Origin of the sequence: Pseudomonas glycinae (genome assembly GCF_001594225.2) — a bacterium.
Lineage (GTDB): Bacteria > Pseudomonadota > Gammaproteobacteria > Pseudomonadales > Pseudomonadaceae > Aquipseudomonas > Aquipseudomonas glycinae.
This window is the reverse complement of sequence record NZ_CP014205.2, coordinates 2,051,672-2,067,567: the sequence shown is the minus strand read 5'-3', so window position 1 is coordinate 2,067,567 and position 15,896 is coordinate 2,051,672. Positions and strand designations below refer to the sequence as shown.

The 15,896-nt window shown below is 59.5% G+C and carries 14 protein-coding genes and 1 pseudogene; 5 read left to right on the top strand and 10 right to left on the bottom strand.

Going from position 1 to position 15,896, the window contains the following annotated elements; translation table 11 throughout:
* Positions 1-64: 64 nt before the first annotated feature.
* Entirely contained in the window at positions 65-1,438 is a 1,374-nt protein-coding gene (locus AWU82_RS09290; RefSeq protein ID WP_084776999.1) for an MFS transporter, read from the top strand.
* A gap of 174 nt (positions 1,439-1,612) precedes the next feature.
* Here AWU82_RS09290 and AWU82_RS09285 read toward each other — a convergent pair.
* The 6 genes and pseudogenes from AWU82_RS09285 to AWU82_RS09260 form a co-directional block, all read right to left on the bottom strand.
* Positions 1,613-1,888, bottom strand: a pseudogene (locus AWU82_RS09285) (UbiX family flavin prenyltransferase); the annotation flags it as partial.
* Positions 1,889-1,895: 7 nt separating this feature from the next.
* Positions 1,896-3,404 carry a UbiD family decarboxylase gene (locus tag AWU82_RS09280; RefSeq protein ID WP_218190063.1) on the bottom strand — a complete coding sequence of 503 codons (1,509 nt, stop codon included), beginning with the start codon at positions 3,402-3,404 and terminating at the stop codon, positions 1,896-1,898.
* A 66-nt stretch (positions 3,405-3,470) separates the two neighbouring features.
* On the bottom strand, positions 3,471-3,893 hold the full coding sequence (locus AWU82_RS09275) for a DoxX family protein (protein WP_064381990.1): 423 nt from the start codon (positions 3,891-3,893) through the stop codon (positions 3,471-3,473).
* Between the two features lie 15 nt (positions 3,894-3,908).
* Complete coding sequence (locus AWU82_RS09270; protein WP_084776995.1) at positions 3,909-4,943, bottom strand: hydroxyacid dehydrogenase; 1,035 nt, start codon at positions 4,941-4,943, stop codon at positions 3,909-3,911.
* Positions 4,940-5,842 carry a TauD/TfdA dioxygenase family protein gene (locus AWU82_RS09265; RefSeq protein WP_064381989.1) on the bottom strand — a complete coding sequence of 301 codons (903 nt, stop codon included), beginning with the start codon at positions 5,840-5,842 and terminating at the stop codon, positions 4,940-4,942. Before AWU82_RS09265 ends, AWU82_RS09270 begins: the two co-directional genes overlap by 4 nt.
* Entirely contained in the window at positions 5,839-7,131 is a 1,293-nt protein-coding gene (locus AWU82_RS09260; RefSeq protein WP_223290684.1) for an aminotransferase class I/II-fold pyridoxal phosphate-dependent enzyme, read from the bottom strand. The genes AWU82_RS09265 and AWU82_RS09260 overlap by 4 nt, the downstream gene beginning before the upstream one ends.
* A gap of 140 nt (positions 7,132-7,271) precedes the next feature.
* Between AWU82_RS09260 and gcvA the strand changes: the two genes are divergently transcribed.
* Both gcvA and gabP read left to right on the top strand, forming a co-directional pair.
* A complete protein-coding gene (gene gcvA, locus AWU82_RS09255; protein ID WP_064381988.1) occupies positions 7,272-8,198 on the top strand; it encodes a transcriptional regulator GcvA in 927 nt (308 codons plus the stop codon).
* Positions 8,199-8,580: 382 nt separating this feature from the next.
* Positions 8,581-9,987, top strand: a complete 1,407-nt coding sequence (gene gabP / locus AWU82_RS09250) for a GABA permease (protein ID WP_064381987.1) — start codon at positions 8,581-8,583, stop codon at positions 9,985-9,987.
* 58 nt (positions 9,988-10,045) lie between these two features.
* Here the strand turns inward: gabP and AWU82_RS09245 are convergent, their stop codons facing one another.
* The 3 genes from AWU82_RS09245 to AWU82_RS09235 all read right to left on the bottom strand — a co-directional run bounded on the left by AWU82_RS09245 (position 10,046) and on the right by AWU82_RS09235 (position 12,936).
* A complete protein-coding gene (locus tag AWU82_RS09245; protein ID WP_064381986.1) occupies positions 10,046-10,618 on the bottom strand; it encodes an eCIS core domain-containing protein in 573 nt (190 codons plus the stop codon).
* A gap of 88 nt (positions 10,619-10,706) precedes the next feature.
* Entirely contained in the window at positions 10,707-11,213 is a 507-nt protein-coding gene (gene msrA, locus AWU82_RS09240) for a peptide-methionine (S)-S-oxide reductase MsrA (protein WP_064381985.1), read from the bottom strand.
* 121 nt (positions 11,214-11,334) lie between these two features.
* Positions 11,335-12,936: a sensor domain-containing diguanylate cyclase gene (locus AWU82_RS09235; RefSeq protein ID WP_064381984.1), complete on the bottom strand. Its 1,602-nt coding sequence runs from the start codon at positions 12,934-12,936 to the stop codon at positions 11,335-11,337.
* A 220-nt stretch (positions 12,937-13,156) separates the two neighbouring features.
* On the opposite strand from AWU82_RS09235, the gene ycaC reads away from it, so the two are divergent.
* Positions 13,157-13,789: an isochorismate family cysteine hydrolase YcaC gene (ycaC, locus tag AWU82_RS09230; RefSeq protein WP_007958138.1), complete on the top strand. Its 633-nt coding sequence runs from the start codon at positions 13,157-13,159 to the stop codon at positions 13,787-13,789.
* A gap of 88 nt (positions 13,790-13,877) precedes the next feature.
* Here ycaC and AWU82_RS09225 read toward each other — a convergent pair whose 3' ends face one another.
* Positions 13,878-14,867, bottom strand: a complete 990-nt coding sequence (locus AWU82_RS09225; RefSeq protein ID WP_064381983.1) for a zinc-dependent alcohol dehydrogenase family protein — start codon at positions 14,865-14,867, stop codon at positions 13,878-13,880.
* Positions 14,868-14,993: 126 nt separating this feature from the next.
* On the opposite strand from AWU82_RS09225, the gene AWU82_RS09220 reads away from it, so the two are divergent.
* Positions 14,994-15,875: a LysR family transcriptional regulator gene (locus tag AWU82_RS09220; protein WP_064381982.1), complete on the top strand. Its 882-nt coding sequence runs from the start codon at positions 14,994-14,996 to the stop codon at positions 15,873-15,875.
* The last annotated feature ends 21 nt before the right edge of the window (positions 15,876-15,896 follow it).

Genomic DNA, 15,896 nt, shown 5'->3' with positions numbered 1-15,896 from the left:
AATTTTACGAAGTGTGCGCGCCACCTCAGGATCACCTCCTTAACGCAAAGGGAGGTGTTGGAAAGTGGGCAAAACCCTGTCGATGGATCTGGTGGGCGGACCTGCCTCAACGGCGCCCGTTTTACTGGGCGTGGCGTTGAGCTCGTTCATGGTCGCGCTGGATGTCACAGCGCTGAATGTTGCGCTGCCAGGCATTGGTCAGGACCTGGCAACGGGGATGGACCGGCTGCAATGGATTGCCGGCGCCTACACGCTGGTATTTGCCAGCCTGCTCCTGTCCGCCGGTGCGCTGAGCGATCGTCTGGGGGCCAGAAAAGTGTTCCTGTGTGCCTTGATGATATTCACGGGGGCATCGATAGCCTGCGGATCGGCTGATGGTGTGGTGGCGTTGATTGCCGCGCGCGCCGTGCAAGGTATTGGCGCGGCGTTGATGTTGCCCAGTTCCATGGCCTTGCTGGTCGAGGCCTACCCCGATCCCGAAGCGCGGGCCAGGGCAGTCGCCTTGTGGGGCGGTATCTCGGCACTCGCGCTGGTGAGTGGCCCGTTGTTGGGCGGCATGCTGATACAGCTGGTCGACTGGCGCTCGATCTTTTATCTGAACGTACCGTTCTGCCTGATTGCCCTGGCTTGTTTTGCACTGCGCAGAAGTGTCATTGCCGTTCAGCCCCGTTCCATTGACTGGACCGGACAGTTGCTTTCGGCGCTGGCTCTGGTGTCGTTGATCTTTGCGTTGATTGAAGGCCCGGTTTGGGGCTGGAGGCACCCTTGGGTCATCGCGACTTTGCTGGTGGCAGTGATCGCGGGGCTGGCATTTATCTATTCCCAGCGGGTGCAGCGTGAGCCGATGCTGCCGCTGAGTCTGTTTCGATCCAGAACATTTTCTGCGGCGATCGGCGCCGGATTTCTGCAAACGCTGGCGTACTACGGCAGTCTGTTCGCGCTGCCGTTCGCGTTGCAGGGCCAGGGCCGCACGCCTGTCGAGATTGGCGTAGCGATGATTCCGATGACCATTGCGACGGGGGTAATGGCCAGTGTTTCAGGGCGATTGTCCAACGTGTTCGGTGCTCGCACCGTGGGTGCAGCAGGCATGTTGTGCGGTGCGCTTGGCGCGGCATTGCTCGCGTTGTTCGGCCTTGATCCTGTGTGCCTGGTGTCTGGCGGTCTGTTGATCGGTCTTGGTGGTGCGACCTTGCCGGTGATCGTCGGTGCCTGTCTGGCGAGCGTGCCCAATGGCAAGGTCGGCGTCGGTTCCGGCGTGCTCAACGCAGCGCGCCAATCCGGCGGGGTGACGGGGATTGCCTTGCTCGGCGCGGCCCTGGAAGGATCGGGACACGCCACCGGCGCGCTGTCGATCATTGCGCTGTCGTTCGTGGCTGCGGCTGTGCTGACCGTGATGCGGCTCTACACCGATGAAGTCGATGTAGTCAGTGAATGCTGACCGGCGCGCCGAAGCTTGCCAGTGAGGTTTTGAAGAAGTGATGTGGCATTCGCCTGCCAGCGCCCATTGGCGCGGGCAGGTAAATGCCACGGTCATGTAGCGGTTCGGGTTGTGAAAGAGCGATTCGTCAAGACGTTGATGTGCGCTTGCCGAAGATGCAGCCAACAATGGAGTTCAACCCCAGCGACGTACCGTCCCGCAATCCAGCCCCAACAGGTCGAGCATGCGGCCTACCGTGTGATCAACCATGTCCTGGATCGATTGCGGTCGAGCGTAAAACGCCGGTACCGGCGGCATCACGATGCCGCCCATTTCACAGACCTGCGTCATGCTGCGCAGATGGCCCACGTGCAACGGTGTTTCCCGAACCATCAGAACCAGTGGCCGGTGCTCTTTGAGGGTTACATCGGCGGCGCGGGTGAGCAGGCTGCCGCTGATGCCGACGACGATGCGTCGTTCAGGGCTGCTCATGGGTATCCACCGTATTGTCGAATGCGCTGACCGATGGAGCTTCACCGGGCAGACCCAGATCGGACCAGCGTTCACGCACTCGCGCATAGACCGAGGGGCGCAACAGGGTACGCATCGGGAAGTTGCGAATATTGCGGTAATCCTTGCAAGCGTTGATCAGCGCCTTGGAGCCAAAGAAGCGTTTCTCTGGTGGATTTTGTGCCGGGTCCAGCGGTGAGCCGCGGGTGTTGCGCAGGATATCGATGTCATCACTGGGGGTTGCGCGCGTGGCCATCGCCCACAGCACCTGGTTCATGTCGGTGGGATCGACATCCTCATCCACGGCGACTATCCACTTGGTTATGTAGGCGCCGCCGGGTACCTGGCCGGCAAGTGCCAATGCTTGCGCAGCATGCCCGGCGTATTTCTGTTCAAGACTGATGACGATCATGCCGAATGCTCCGGCGGCAGCGGGCGGACAATACACCCCCTGTATGCCCTGGATGCCGAGCTTGTCGAGGTCGCTCCAGATCTTGGCCGAGCGAATGGTGGAGAAAAACGCACTTTGCTCGTTCGACGGAAAATCGGCCATCAATGCATTGGTCAGAATCGGTCGGTTGCGGTAGTGCAGGGCAGTGACTTCGATCAGTGGGCAATCGATGTCTTTGTAGCCGTAGTAACCGGTGAACTCACCGAAAGGCCCTTCCTCACGCGTCGAGCCGGGACGGATCAGGCCTTCAATGACGATCTCCGCGGCGGCGGGAATCAATAAATCGGAATGTTTTGCCCGTACCACTTCGATGGGCTTTCCTTTGATGCCGCCGGCAAAGTCATATTCGCTGACGCCTGGCGGCAAGGATTGCGACCCCACCACCATCATCAAGGGATCGACCCCCCACGCCGCTGCAACGGGCAACGCCTCGCCCTTGGCCCATGCCTGATGAATGTGACGCAGAGCATCCTTGCCCGGTGCCAGCGACAGACCGACTTCCCGTGGCCCCTGAATCATCATGCGATAAGTGCCGACATTCAGGTAACCCGATGCCTGATCCCGGGTGAATACCGCGTCCGCGGTCCCGGCGTACGCACCGCCATCTCGAGGCCAGTGCCTGGGGATCGGAAGGCGGGTGAGGTCAATGTCATTGCCAGTGAGTGTGTTCTGGTAGATCGGCGCGCTTTCGGCGTTGATTTCCAGTGGGGCCAGGCTGTGTTTGAGCTTGTCCTTTGTACGACGGATCAGCTCCATCGTCGGTGTATCCGGCGCCTCTTCGAGAGTAATCGCGGTGCGGGCCACGCTCGGGCCGAAGATATTCCACAGGTGGCGCAGGCCCAGTGGCGAATCTTCCTGGTCGAACAGCACAGCGGGGGAGTGGCTCTGGCGGGCCACCAGATAAGTGATGGCGCTCATTTCTTCGATTGGATCGACAACAGAGGAGACGGTCTGCAATTCGCCGATTTTCCCGGCTCGTGCCAGCCAGTCGCGCAAGTCGGCAACCGGTTCAATCAATTCGTTCATTTTCATTATCCGCAGGGACTGAAATGGAAAAACGACGGGCGCATGGATGCGCCCGTCGTCAGGAGATCAACGTTTGTCGATCGAGTACTTTCCAGGCCCCAGAAGGCAGAGGAAAAGGAAGCCGCCGGCGATGCTCACATTCTTGAAGAAGTGCACGAACAACGTGTGATGATCGACCGGATTGGTGCTGTTCCAGAACGCATGGCCGATGATTCCGGTCCCGATGGTGTACACCACGAAGATCGCCGCGATCGGCCGAGTCCAGAAACCGAACAACAGCGCCAGACCACCGAAGAACTCGATGATGGTGGCGACGATGGCAGTGAACTCGGGTATCGGGGCGTCCACTGATTTCAGGTAGCTGACAAAGCTTCCATGATCGGTGACGTAGGTGAAGCCGAAGTATCCGTACAGGATCAGAATCATGATCCGTGCGATGAGGATCATCGCGTCGCGCTGGTCGTCGAATAGCTGATAGCGTAGGTACATTCCATTGCTCACAAGTCAGATTGGATAAGGGATCGTGCTGGCCGACTCTGGATCGGGCAGGTGAAACGCACGATCGAACACTTGAGGGTTCACTGCGTTTTCGGGGTTTGGTTGTGCGTCGAACACGTCGAGAACGTTGCCCGCCGCCAATTTCGCCATACGGCTGACCGCCTCGCGGGAGACCCCCGCCAGGTGCGGCGAGCAGATGACGTTGTCGAGACTCGGCAAACCGCTGCCATGCACCGGCGGTTCTGGCAGGAACACATCCAGCGCGGCACCGGCCAGACGTTTTTCCAGCAATGCCTGATAGAGCGCCTGCTCGTCGACAATGCCGCCACGGGCGGTGTTGATCACGTATGCCTGAGGTTTCATCAGGGCCAGCCGTTCGGCGGACAGCAAACCGATCGTTTCATCGGTCTTCGGACAATGCAGGCTGACGTAGTCGGCCTCCGCCAACGCATGTTCCAGAACGGCAACCGGTTGCGCACCGGGAGGCAACTGTTGCGGTGCAAGGTACGGGTCATACACCTTGACCCGCATGCCCAGTGCCAGAAGAAGCGTGGCGACACGAGCACCAATTCGACCACATCCGATCAACAGCGCTTCGCGACCTTCCAGTTCACTCGGCAGGTACTCGTAGCGCCGATGCCAGTTGCCGCTGCGCACCAGGTGGGTGAGTGCCTCGGTACGTTTGGCCAGCGACAGCATGAACCCAAGCGTATGCTCGGCCACTGCCCGGTGGTTGGCGTTGGCACAGACCATCACCGCAATGGCTGCCTCGGTCATCACCGGGATATCGACCGCATCGAAACCTACGCCGATTCGCGACACGACTTGCAAGCCTGGTGCCCGCTGCAACTCGGCGGCGCCGAACCGGGTCAGGCCGAGGATCACTCCATGGACAGCGTCGAAACTCTCGAGCAAGGCGTGGAACTGGCTCTGCGGGATCGTATTCTCGAACTCCACCACTTCGATATCGTCACGCTTGCGCAACATCTGCTTGCCTTCGTCGCCCAGAATGTGAGCGATCAAAACGCGTTTGCGGCTCATGCGACCTGCTCCTGTAACGCATTCCCGGCAAAGAACTCACCGTCGTTGACACCAATGCGAAACATCACCCGCCGAGCTTCTCGCGGCAGTTCGGTCGCGCAATGCAAGACAGAGCGGTTATCCCATATCAGCAAGTCGTGTGGCTCCCACTGATAGTTGAAGATCCGCTCTGGGGTCAGCGCGAACTCGAACAGCTCGTCGAGCAATGCCTTGCTCTGTTCTTGCGAATAGCCGTTGATGTTCACGGTATAACCCGGGTTGACGTAAAGACTTTCCCGCTGAGTGCGCGGGTGTACAGCCACCGTCGGGTGAGTGCTGGCGGGGAATGTCTGCTCGAGGCGTGCGAAAATTTCCTGTATCGACTCCCCGACATCGTCTTCCTTGACTTTGTAAGTCCAGCGCACATCGTGTACTGCCTGACGATTCCTGACACGCTCGTACAGGTCCTTCGGCAAATCGTCATACACCGATTGCATATCCACGAACAACGTATCGCCACCCGTTTCGGGCAGTTGTTGTGCGTGCAGCATGGTCAGTGGCAGTGGTTTGGCCAAATAGCTGGAGTCGCTGTGCCACATGTTGCCGAGCTTGCGTGCACCTACCGCACCTTCGCCATTACGGTTATTGATCACCAGAATGTTCGGGTAGTCAGGGTCGTGGTAACTCTTGAGCTTGAACTGCTCAAGTTCCCCGAAGCACGCGGCGAACTGTTGATAACCGTCCCGGGTCAACCTCTGATTTTTCAACGCCACCACTTTGCGTTCGTAGACAAGTTCCTGAATGGCACGAATCTCATTCAGGGACGCTGTATTGATATCGAAATTCGTCACCGCGGTGACAAAGGTGTCCGCCAGATCCGTTCGTTTCACGTTGAAAGTCTCCTGCACGACGTCGGTCAAACAGCCAGCGCGGGCTGGACCTGGCCAACACCAGGGCTGACTTGCGATGAATCGCTGCTTTTGAGCATCAGGCTCAGGTCGAGAATATCGGCCGGGTTGTGAGCGCAGGTGACCGACATGCGCAGCGCTGCCTGACCGCGCGGTACGGTCGGGAAGAACACGACAGACGTGTAGTGGCCCTGTTGCAGCAGGTATTCGCCTTTGGCGATGGCTTCTTCTTCGTTACCGATGCGCACGATACGGATCGGCAGTTCACTGCCGCTGGTTTCCGTAGGGATCAGGTTGTCGAACAGCTGCATGTTGTTGCGCAGCGCGCGTTGCAGTTTATGCAGTTCTGGTGTGGCATGAATTTGCGCCGAAGCCAGTGCCGCGCCCACGGCCGCCATGTTGGGTGCGCAGGAGAATCCGTAGGTCGGCGCATAGCGACGAATCGAATTCTCGATATGTCGGGTGCCCAACATCAACAGACCGCCCGCTGCGCCGTAGCCCTTGCCCAGCGATGCGGCGACGATGGTGTTCTCGTCCAGACCGTCGAGTTGCGAGCGGACAAAACCTTCACCGTGCTGACCCACCACCGAAATGCCGTGGGCGTCGTCCAGATAGACGAACAGACCGTATTTGTCCTGCAGCGCGCGCAATTCGCGGACCGGCGCAGCGCCGCCCATCGAGTAAGCGCCGTCGCCGACGTAGGCAACCTTGCGCCCGCTTTTGCACAAACGCTCCAGGTGGTCGAGGTCGTTGTGCTCGATGACGATGACTTCAGTCTCTTCGCGCAGGACCGGAATGTGATATTGCAGAGTCACGTGGGCAAAGCGGTCGAACGCGATCAGCGGCTTTTCACCGCCCGTGAACAGCCCGGCGGCCAGCAGGGGCAGGGCGCCCATGTTGGCGGCAGCCACAGTCGGGAAAACCACCACGCCGTTTACATCGAACAATTTGGCGAGGGTTTCTTCCAGACGCATCAGTGGCTCTGCGGTGAGACGAGTGCGGGCCACCGAAAAGTGCGTCGACGGGGTTTCATCCATCGAGGCCCTGGCAGCTGCGAGGACTTTCGGGTGAGCGTCCAGGTTGAGGTACCCACAGCGGGTGTAATCGATGACTTCCCTGCCGCTGGTGGCGATTTCGATACGGCGGTTGTCCAGTACGCGGCAGGAAACCCCCATCAAGCCTTTTTCATACGCAGCATCGAAATGCGGGCGGCTGATTTCAGCCATTCTCGAGGCATTGCGCGCTTTGAGTTGTGGTGTTTTTTCGTCGGCGCTGTTGTTGATTTCAACTGTCTTATTCACGGCGATCTCATCCTTTGAGTGGTTGTTTCAAGCCGTTGTGGCTTGAAAACAGCACTAGAATCCCCGACCGCTGAAACATTTTGCAAAGGACTTCTTGGGTGATACCTTATGACAAAATCTCATGAGCATAACGAAGTCTTATGGTCGCCAGAATTCCCTCTCTCAATGGATTGAAAGCGTTTGAATCTGCTGCGCGCCACATGAGTTTCACCAAGGCCGCCGAAGAGTTGAATGTCACGCAGACGGCCATCAGCCATCAGATCCGCCGACTTGAAGATGAGCTCGGCGTTCGCCTGTTTCTGCGGCTCAAGGATGGTCTGGCGCTGACTACCGAAGGTCATGCGTATCTGCCCGGAATTCGCTCGGCTTTTCATGAGTTGCGTTACTCCACGGAAATGCTGCTGGAATCGACCAACAACAGCGCATTGACCATCAGTACTCTGGTTTCTCTTGCCTCCAAATGGTTGTTGCCGCGTCTGGCGTCTTTTCAGGAGGCGTTTCCCAATATTGACGTGCGTGTGACCGCTTCGACCGATCTCGTCGACTTCCGCAAGGGCGGCATAGACGCCGCCATCCGCTACGGCTTTGGCGACTGGAAAGGGTTGCGGGCGGACTGGCTGATGTCAGACGAAATCTTTCCGGTGTGCAGCCCCAAGCTGCTGACCGGCCCCATGGCCCTGAAGAACCCCGTTGACCTGGCCAATCACAAGTTATTGCAGGTCAGCGGGATGACCAGCAATGACTGGAACATGTGGTTGAGTGCTGCGGGTCAGCCGAAGAAGCTGGCTGAGGGCACTCGGCTGACGTTCGATCTGGCGATGATGGCGGTACAGGCTGCCATCGACGGATTAGGGGTCTGTATTGGTCGATCGACCTATGTCGATGACGATTTGAAGGCCGGGAAATTAGTGGCGCCATTCAACCTGAAACTGAAATCCGATCTGGGCTTTTATCTGGTGACACCGCTGGAAATCGCCAACTCGAAGAAAGTCGTGGCGTTCCGGACCTGGCTGATTGATCTTGTACAAGGCGCTGGATCTGCAGCGATCGAATCAGTTCACGCATAAAGGCGTGTGCAAATTGATTGGCCGTTGCGCTGTTGCATCTCTGCCACGCGATGTTCAACGCAGCACTTCGACTGTCCCGCAACAATCGGCGACTGGCGCGCCTCGAGCATTGGGTGAGTCTGGCTGAATGTGCCGGGATTCACCCTCGGGATTCACCATGTCGAAATCAGACGCCCCCATGCCGCTCCCAGGCTATTTGCGATCAACGCCAGGCACGTAAGGTGACGCATCATTTCATCGCCCTGCGTCGTTGTCCGACCGAGTTGTAACGCTGCAGCGCTTGAGGTGCGCCGCTCTGGAGCAGGGCAACAGGAAGAAATGATGATCGCCTGACACGTCGTCAGTACGCCCAAACGTCGATCACCAGAGAACAACAAAAACAATGAATAGCTTGAACTCGAAGGACTCGAACGGTCAGTTGGCGCAGGGCTTCAAGCCGCGTCATGTCACCATGCTTTCCATTGCCGGCATCATCGGTGCCGGGCTGTTTGTCGGCTCCGGCCACGCCATTGCCGCCGCCGGCCCGGCTGTCTTGCTCGCTTATCTCTTCTCCGGTCTGCTGGTTGTGCTGGTCATGCGCATGCTCGGCGAAATGGCCGTGGCCCATCCGGACACGGGATCGTTTTCCACCTACGCCGATCAGGCCATCGGCCGTTGGGCGGGGTTCACCATCGGGTGGTTGTATTGGTGGTTCTGGGTGCTGGTCATTCCGATTGAAGCGCTGGCCGCCGGGCATGTCTTGAACCAATGGTTTCCTCAGGTCGATACGTGGCTGTTCGCATTGTTGTCGATCATTTTGCTGGTGGTGACCAACCTGTTCAGCGTGTCCAAATACGGCGAGTTCGAGTTCTGGTTTGCGATGGCCAAAGTGGTGGCGATCATCGGGTTCATCGGCCTGGGTTTTGCGGTGTTGATGGGCTGGATTCCGGAACGTGAGGCCAGCGGTTTGAGCAGATTGATGGAAGAGCACGGTGGATTCGCGCCCAATGGTTTGTCGGCGGTTGTCGGGGCCTTCATCACGATCATGTTCAGTTTTATCGGGACCGAAGCGGTGACCATCGCGGCCGCCGAATCGAGCAACCCGGCGCAGAACATCGCCAAGGCGACGCGCTCGGTGATCTGGCGCATCGGCGTGTTCTATCTGCTGTCGATTTTCGTGGTGATTTCCGTGGTGCCCTGGAACGATCCGCTGCTGGCGTCCGTTGGCTCTTACCAGCGCGCGCTGGAGCTGATGAGCATTCCCCACGCCAAGTTTCTGGTCGATGTGGTCGTGCTGATCGCGGTGGCCAGTTGCATGAATTCATCGATCTACATTTCCTCGCGGATGCTGTTCTCGCTGGGGCGTCGCGGCGATGCCCCGCAACCACTGAAAGTGACCTCCGCTGCGGGCGTGCCGAGGGCGGCGGTGATCGCCAGCACCGTGATCGGTGCCGGGGTGACGCTGTTCAGCTATTTCATGCCGGCCGGGTTGTTCCAGTTTCTACTCGCCAGCTCCGGCGCGATTGCGTTGCTGGTGTATCTGGTGATCGCGATCTCGCAATTGCGCATGCGCCGGATGTTGCGTCGGCAGAACGTCGAGCTGACGTTTCGCATGTGGCTGTTTCCGTGGCTGACGTGGCTGGTGATTGCGTTCATCTGCGCCGCGCTGGCGGTGATGATGGTAACGCCCGAGCATCGCCTGGAAGTGACGTCGACCATCGGCCTGGCGCTGGCGATTTCCTTTATCGGACTGGTGACCACGCGGCAGCATGGGCAGGCGAGGGCGGCGGTTGCGGCGGGCAAGGCCTAGGTTTTTCTGATGCTTGAACGGTGGGGCTGGCCCCGGCTTGGGCGCGGGGGATGTCCGATCACCGGGCTTCGGCTCGCAGCCAACGTCTGACTTCGCCCTGTATCGCATAGGCCGGTGCCTCGACCGCATTGAAATCCTGCGTATACCGCTGAGCGAACCCATCGACGCCCCATTCCTGAAACTGCTGCACGTGCTTCAGTTCGTGGGCCCAGAGCGCGACGTTGTGTTCTGCGGTTTCAGCGTCGCGGAACAGGATGATGTCGATCAGCGTCACTGCACCGACATCCGGGTTTTGAAGAATGGCCGTGGCGGCGTTGTATTGGCCGTCGTCGGTGATTTTGTAGTGCGCGGCATCGAGGACGCCAGGGTCATACCAGCGCAGAAGTTGCTCCCGAATGTGCGGCGGAATCGGTTTGATGTCGGTGCTGGCGGCTTCAGCGCGGGCCTGGGTCAAGGCCATCGCCAGAGCGGGTGTTGCGAGCCGCAAGAGGTCTTCAGACAGGCGCACCGGGTCCGGCAGGCAAATGCAGCTGTCGAGACACACTTGTTTTTCGCCGGCAGGGCATGGTGCAGCCTGGGCCGGTGCTACAAGGGCAAGCCAGGTGACGAGGCTGATGAGCGTGGAGGGCATGGGCGCTTTTCGATCGTAAGGCCGCACCAGAGAAAGGGATCAGGCACAACGCGACAAACAACGCGTTGCGCACCGACCCCATTGGACCTCAACCGCGTTTCGGCAGCTTCCAGTTCGGGCGAATGAAGTGGCAGGTGTAGCCATTCGGAATGCGCTCGAGGTAATCCTGATGCTCCGGCTCCGCCTCCCAGAACGGTCCCGCCGGTTCGATTTCGGTGACCACACGACCTGGCCACAGGCCCGATGCGTCGACATCGGCCGCAGTGTCTTCGGCGATATCACGTTGCTGCTCGTTCAGGTAATAGATCGCCGAACGATAGCTCGGACCGAGGTCGTTGCCCTGGCGGTTGGGCGTGCTGGGGTCGTGGATCTGGAAGAAGAACTCGAGGATCTGCCGATAGCTGATCACGGTGGGGTCAAAGACGATTTCGATGGCCTCGGCGTGGTTGCCATGATTGCGGTAGGTGGCGTTCGGCACATCGCCGCCGGTGTAACCGACCCGCGTCTGCAGCACGCCGGGGTAGCGGCGCAACAGATCCTGCATGCCCCAGAAGCAGCCGCCGGCGAGGATTGCAGTTTCGGTTTGAGTGGTCATGGCATGTCCTTCCTCTCGAATGGGTCGCAGATGTTCCTTGATATGAGGGAGTGTGGGCTGATTCCAAGGTTGATTCGGTAAATAAATCGTGAAGCGTGGAGTTGGGTGGTGGTCATTGCACTCAGCGATCCATGCGCGGCATCGCCGCAATCGGCTGGATTTGCCGGGAAGCCTGCGCCGAACACCAGCGATTCCGGCCTTGTTGCTTGGCCTGATACAAACAGGTATCGGCTGACTTGAGCAAACTGGCCGGGGTCACCGTCTCGTCTACCGGATAGCGGGTGGTGATCCCGGCGCTCGCGGTGACATACCCCAGCGGGTGCGCGGCATGTTCAATCTCCAGCGAACGAATGGTCTGCAGAATGTCTTCAGCCACCTGAATCGCCCCGGCGCTGTCGGTGTTGGGCAGCAGCACGGTGAACTCCTCGCCGCCGTAGCGCACGGCCAGATCCGAGGGCCGCTTGACCGCTTTGCGGATACCGTCGCCGACCGCGATCAGGCAATCATCGCCGGCAGCGTGGCCGTACTGGTCGTTGTAGCGCTTGAAGTAGTCGACATCGAGCATGATCAATGACAGCGGCGATCCCTGACGGCGTGCCAGACGAATCTCGTCCGTCAGCGCCGCGTCCAGGCGCCGGCGGTTGCCCAGGCCGGTGAGGCTGTCGGTCAGCGCCATGTCGCGCATCGTTTTGTGCGCGGAACGGATCTCCCGCTCCATTGCCATCCGCTGACGCAACTGGCTCAGCACGATGAGCCCGAAACAGGCCAGCACCAGAATCAGGAACACCAGCACGAAACCGTTTTTCAGCAGATCCTGGCGCCACGGCGCAATGATGGAGTCACGGGACAAACCGGCCTCGACCACCAGCGGGTAGGTGGTCAGCGCGCGATAGCCGTAAAGGCGTTCGGTGTCGTCGACCACCGCCCTGATCTGGACAATACCCTGGTTGGCGTTGGGCAGGTAGGTCTTGAAGATCTCGCTGTTCGCCAGGCTTTTGCCGACCACCGAGGCAATGAACGGCCGGCGCACAAGGATCGTGCCGTCGCGCATTGCCAGCACCAGTGCGCCTTTGTCATCGATGCGGAAGTCACCGTAATAGTCGACGAAATAACTGACCTTGACCGTCCCCAGCAACACGCCGGCGAACGAGCCGTCGGGGTTATTCAAACGCCGCGAGATCGGAATGATCAGGTCATGGGTGGAACGGCTTTCCACCACCTGGCCGATGCGCACACCTCGGTCTTCATGGGTGCGGTGGTACTGAAAATAATCGCGGTCGGCGTTGTTGGCCGTCTCGGGCGTGACCTCCTTGTCGGTCACGATCCAATGGCCGTCCGGGCCGTAAATGAACAGGCCGTGCAGCTGCGGCATGATCTTCGATTGCTGAATGAGCAGTTTGTGAATCCGCGCCACATCGAGGTTCTGCAACCCATCGCCCTCGACACGCTCGGCCAGCCCGGCGGTCAGCACATCGACCTGGCGAATGGTGTCCTCGGCGTGTTGCGCCGTGGCGCGGGCGAGGTTGGTTACCGAATCACGCGCAGAAGCGAAGACCGAACGATAGTCGCGCCACGTCCGCCAGCTCTCGACCGCCAGAAAGGCCACAACCACCATCAGCATGAAACTGACGGTCAGCCGAAAGGTCGAGCCGGCGTTCACGCCTTGGCGGGGTTCGCGCGGTGCTTGATCGGGAGTGGGCGCTTGCGTGTTGCGTCCGAGCATCAACATTTCCCTGGAGGTCGTTCTGAGCGGGTGAGCATTATGACAAGGATAGGCGCGAAGGTCGGGCTGGCTGTGTGAACTGCCTGGCAGTTTGAGTTGATTGTCCGCTTTGGGTTGACGGTTAAACGCTTTTCAGACGATTTATCGCTTTAAGGCGAGTCAGTAATCTGTGCCCATCTTGAACGCAAACGCACTTCCACAACTAAAAAGGGATTCACACATGAGCACTCCAACCTACAACCGCCTGAACAAAGACGACGCCGTAGTTCTGCTGGTCGACCACCAGACCGGCCTGATTTCTCTGGTTCAGGACTTCTCGCCAAACGAGTTCAAGAACAACGTATTGGCGCTCGCTGATCTGGCCAAATTCTTCGAATTGCCGACCATCCTCACCACCAGCTTCGAACAGGGCCCGAACGGCCCGCTGGTGCCGGAACTCAAGGAAATGTTCCCGGACGCGCCGTACATCGCCCGCCCAGGCCAGATCAACGCCTGGGACAACGAAGACTTCGTCAAGGCGATCAAGGCCACCGGCCGCAAGCAGATCATCATTGCCGGCGTCGTGACCGATGTGTGCGTAGCGTTCCCGACCCTGTCGGCGCTGGCGGAAGGGTTTGACGTGTTCGTGGTGACCGACGCCTCCGGCACCTTCAACACCACCGTGCAGCAAGCCGCGTGGAACCGCATGACCCAGGCCGGCGCGCAGATGATGAACTGGTTCTCGGTGGCCTGCGAACTGCACCGCGACTGGCGCAACGACATCGAAGGCCTGGGCAACCTGCTGTCCCAGCGCATCCCGAACTACCGCAACTTGATGAACGGCTATGCCGCACTGACGGCGCATCAGAAATAACCGGATGCCGGATGGACGAAAGCCTGCTTTGAAAAAAGCAGGCTTTCGTCGTTTTTACCGCAAACAGCAGAGCAGGGTGCTCGTCGCCTCAAACCGTGACGACAATCTTCCCGACCTGCTGATTGGCCTCAAGAAAACGATGCGCTTCCTGAATGTCATCCAGTGCGAATGTCCTGGCAATGATCGGTTGCAGCGCACCCGAAGCCAGCCCGTCGCCGATGAAAGTCTTGGCGCGCGCCAGGATGGCCGGGTCGGAGACGATCTCCGTGTAGAGGTAACCCTTGAGGGTCAGGCATTTGCCGAGCACGGTGAACAGCGGGAACGGCGTTGGCTCCGGGCTCAGGGCGCCGTACTCCAGCAGGATGCCGCCCCGGGCCATGCTTTGGGTCAGCGGTTCGAACGACGGGCCGCCCACCGGATCGAACACCACTCGCGCGCCTTTGCCGTCGGTCAGCGCCATGACCGCTGCAACCATGTCTTCTTCGTCGCTGACGATCACGTGCGCCGCGCCGGCGTCGAGCAAGGCCTGTTTCTTGGCGCGGGTTCGAGTGACGGCAATCGAGGTGGCGCCGACCATTTTCGCGATCTGGAAGGCTGCCAGGCCGACGCTGCTGGAGGCGGCGGTGACGATCACGAAATCGTCCTTTTGCAATTTGGCCTGTTCGACCAGCGCACCCCACGCGGTGACGTATTGCATCCAGGACGCCGCCGCTTGTTCAAACGACAGGTTTTGCGGGTGTTTGACGGTGAGGTGGGCGGGCACGTTGGCCAGTTCGCCGTAAGTGCCCCAGCGCGCGATGTCCAGCGGCGGAATCAGGCTGACGGCATCACCGATGTTGAATTCACTGACGTTGGCGCCAACCGCCACCACCACTCCGGCAGCCTCGTAGCCGAGTCGACTGGGGAACTCCGCTTCCTGCAGATAGGCGTGGTTGCGGAACATCACTTCGGCGCGATTCAGACCAAAGGCTTTGACCTCGATCTGCACTTCGTCCACTGCGGGCGCCGGGACGTCGACGTTTTCCAGTTTCAGGACGCTCGCGTCACCGTATTCATGAATCCTGACAATGCGTGCCATCTGTACTTCCTCGGTTATCGATGATATTGCACCGACGTGATCCGGTGCCATGGACGCCAATTTAGGCTTTGGTCTGCTCCGGATAAAGGCCTAGGATGGCGCAACACTAGAAACAACGAGTTTCCAATGGATCGCCTCACACTCATGGGCACCTTCGTCAAAGCGGTGGAGCTTGGCTCCTTCAGCGCGGTGGCGGACGAACTCAACCTGTCCCCGCAAATGGTCGGCAAACAAGTGAAAATGCTCGAGCAGCATCTGGGCGTTTCGCTGCTCAACCGCACCACCCGCAAGCAAAGCCTCACGGATTTCGGCCGCACGTTCTATCAGCGGGCGAAGCTGATTCTGGCCGACATGGACGCCGCCGAAGAAATGGCCGCCGTGACTCGAGGTGTGCCCAGCGGCCGGTTGCGGATCAATGCGCCTGTCACGTTCGGCGTCAGTTCGCTGTCGCCGAAGCTGCTTGAGTACATGGTTCGTTATCCGCAAGTGTCGGTGGACCTGACACTGTCGAATGAACTGGTCGACCTGGTGGACGGCGGATACGACGCGGTGTTCCGCATCGGCGAACTCGCCGACTGTGGCCTGAAGGCACTGCCGCTGATGCCCTATCAAATGGTGCTGTGCGCAGCGCCGTCCTACCTTGCACGCCGCCCACCTATCACCACGCCTTGGGACCTTCAGGAACATGAATGCCTGGTGTTCGCCTATTCGGACGGCCGCTCACACCTGCGATTCGAAGCCCCGGAAGGCTGCATCGACGTGCCGATTAAAAGCCGATTGACGATTAATCAGGGCGATCCGTTGCTGTCCGGAGCAGTGGCGGGGCTGGGGGTGGTGATGCTGCCGCTGGAGCTGGTCAAGGATTCGCTGCGAAGCGGGACGCTGGTGAGTCTGCTGCCGCAGTACAAGGTGCCGGTTTCGCCAATGAATCTGTTGTATGCGCCGGATCCGAGGCTGACGCCGAAGTTGAGGAGTTTTATTGATTTTGTGCGTGCAACGTTTGGATAAGAGCTGCATTGAGTGATGGAG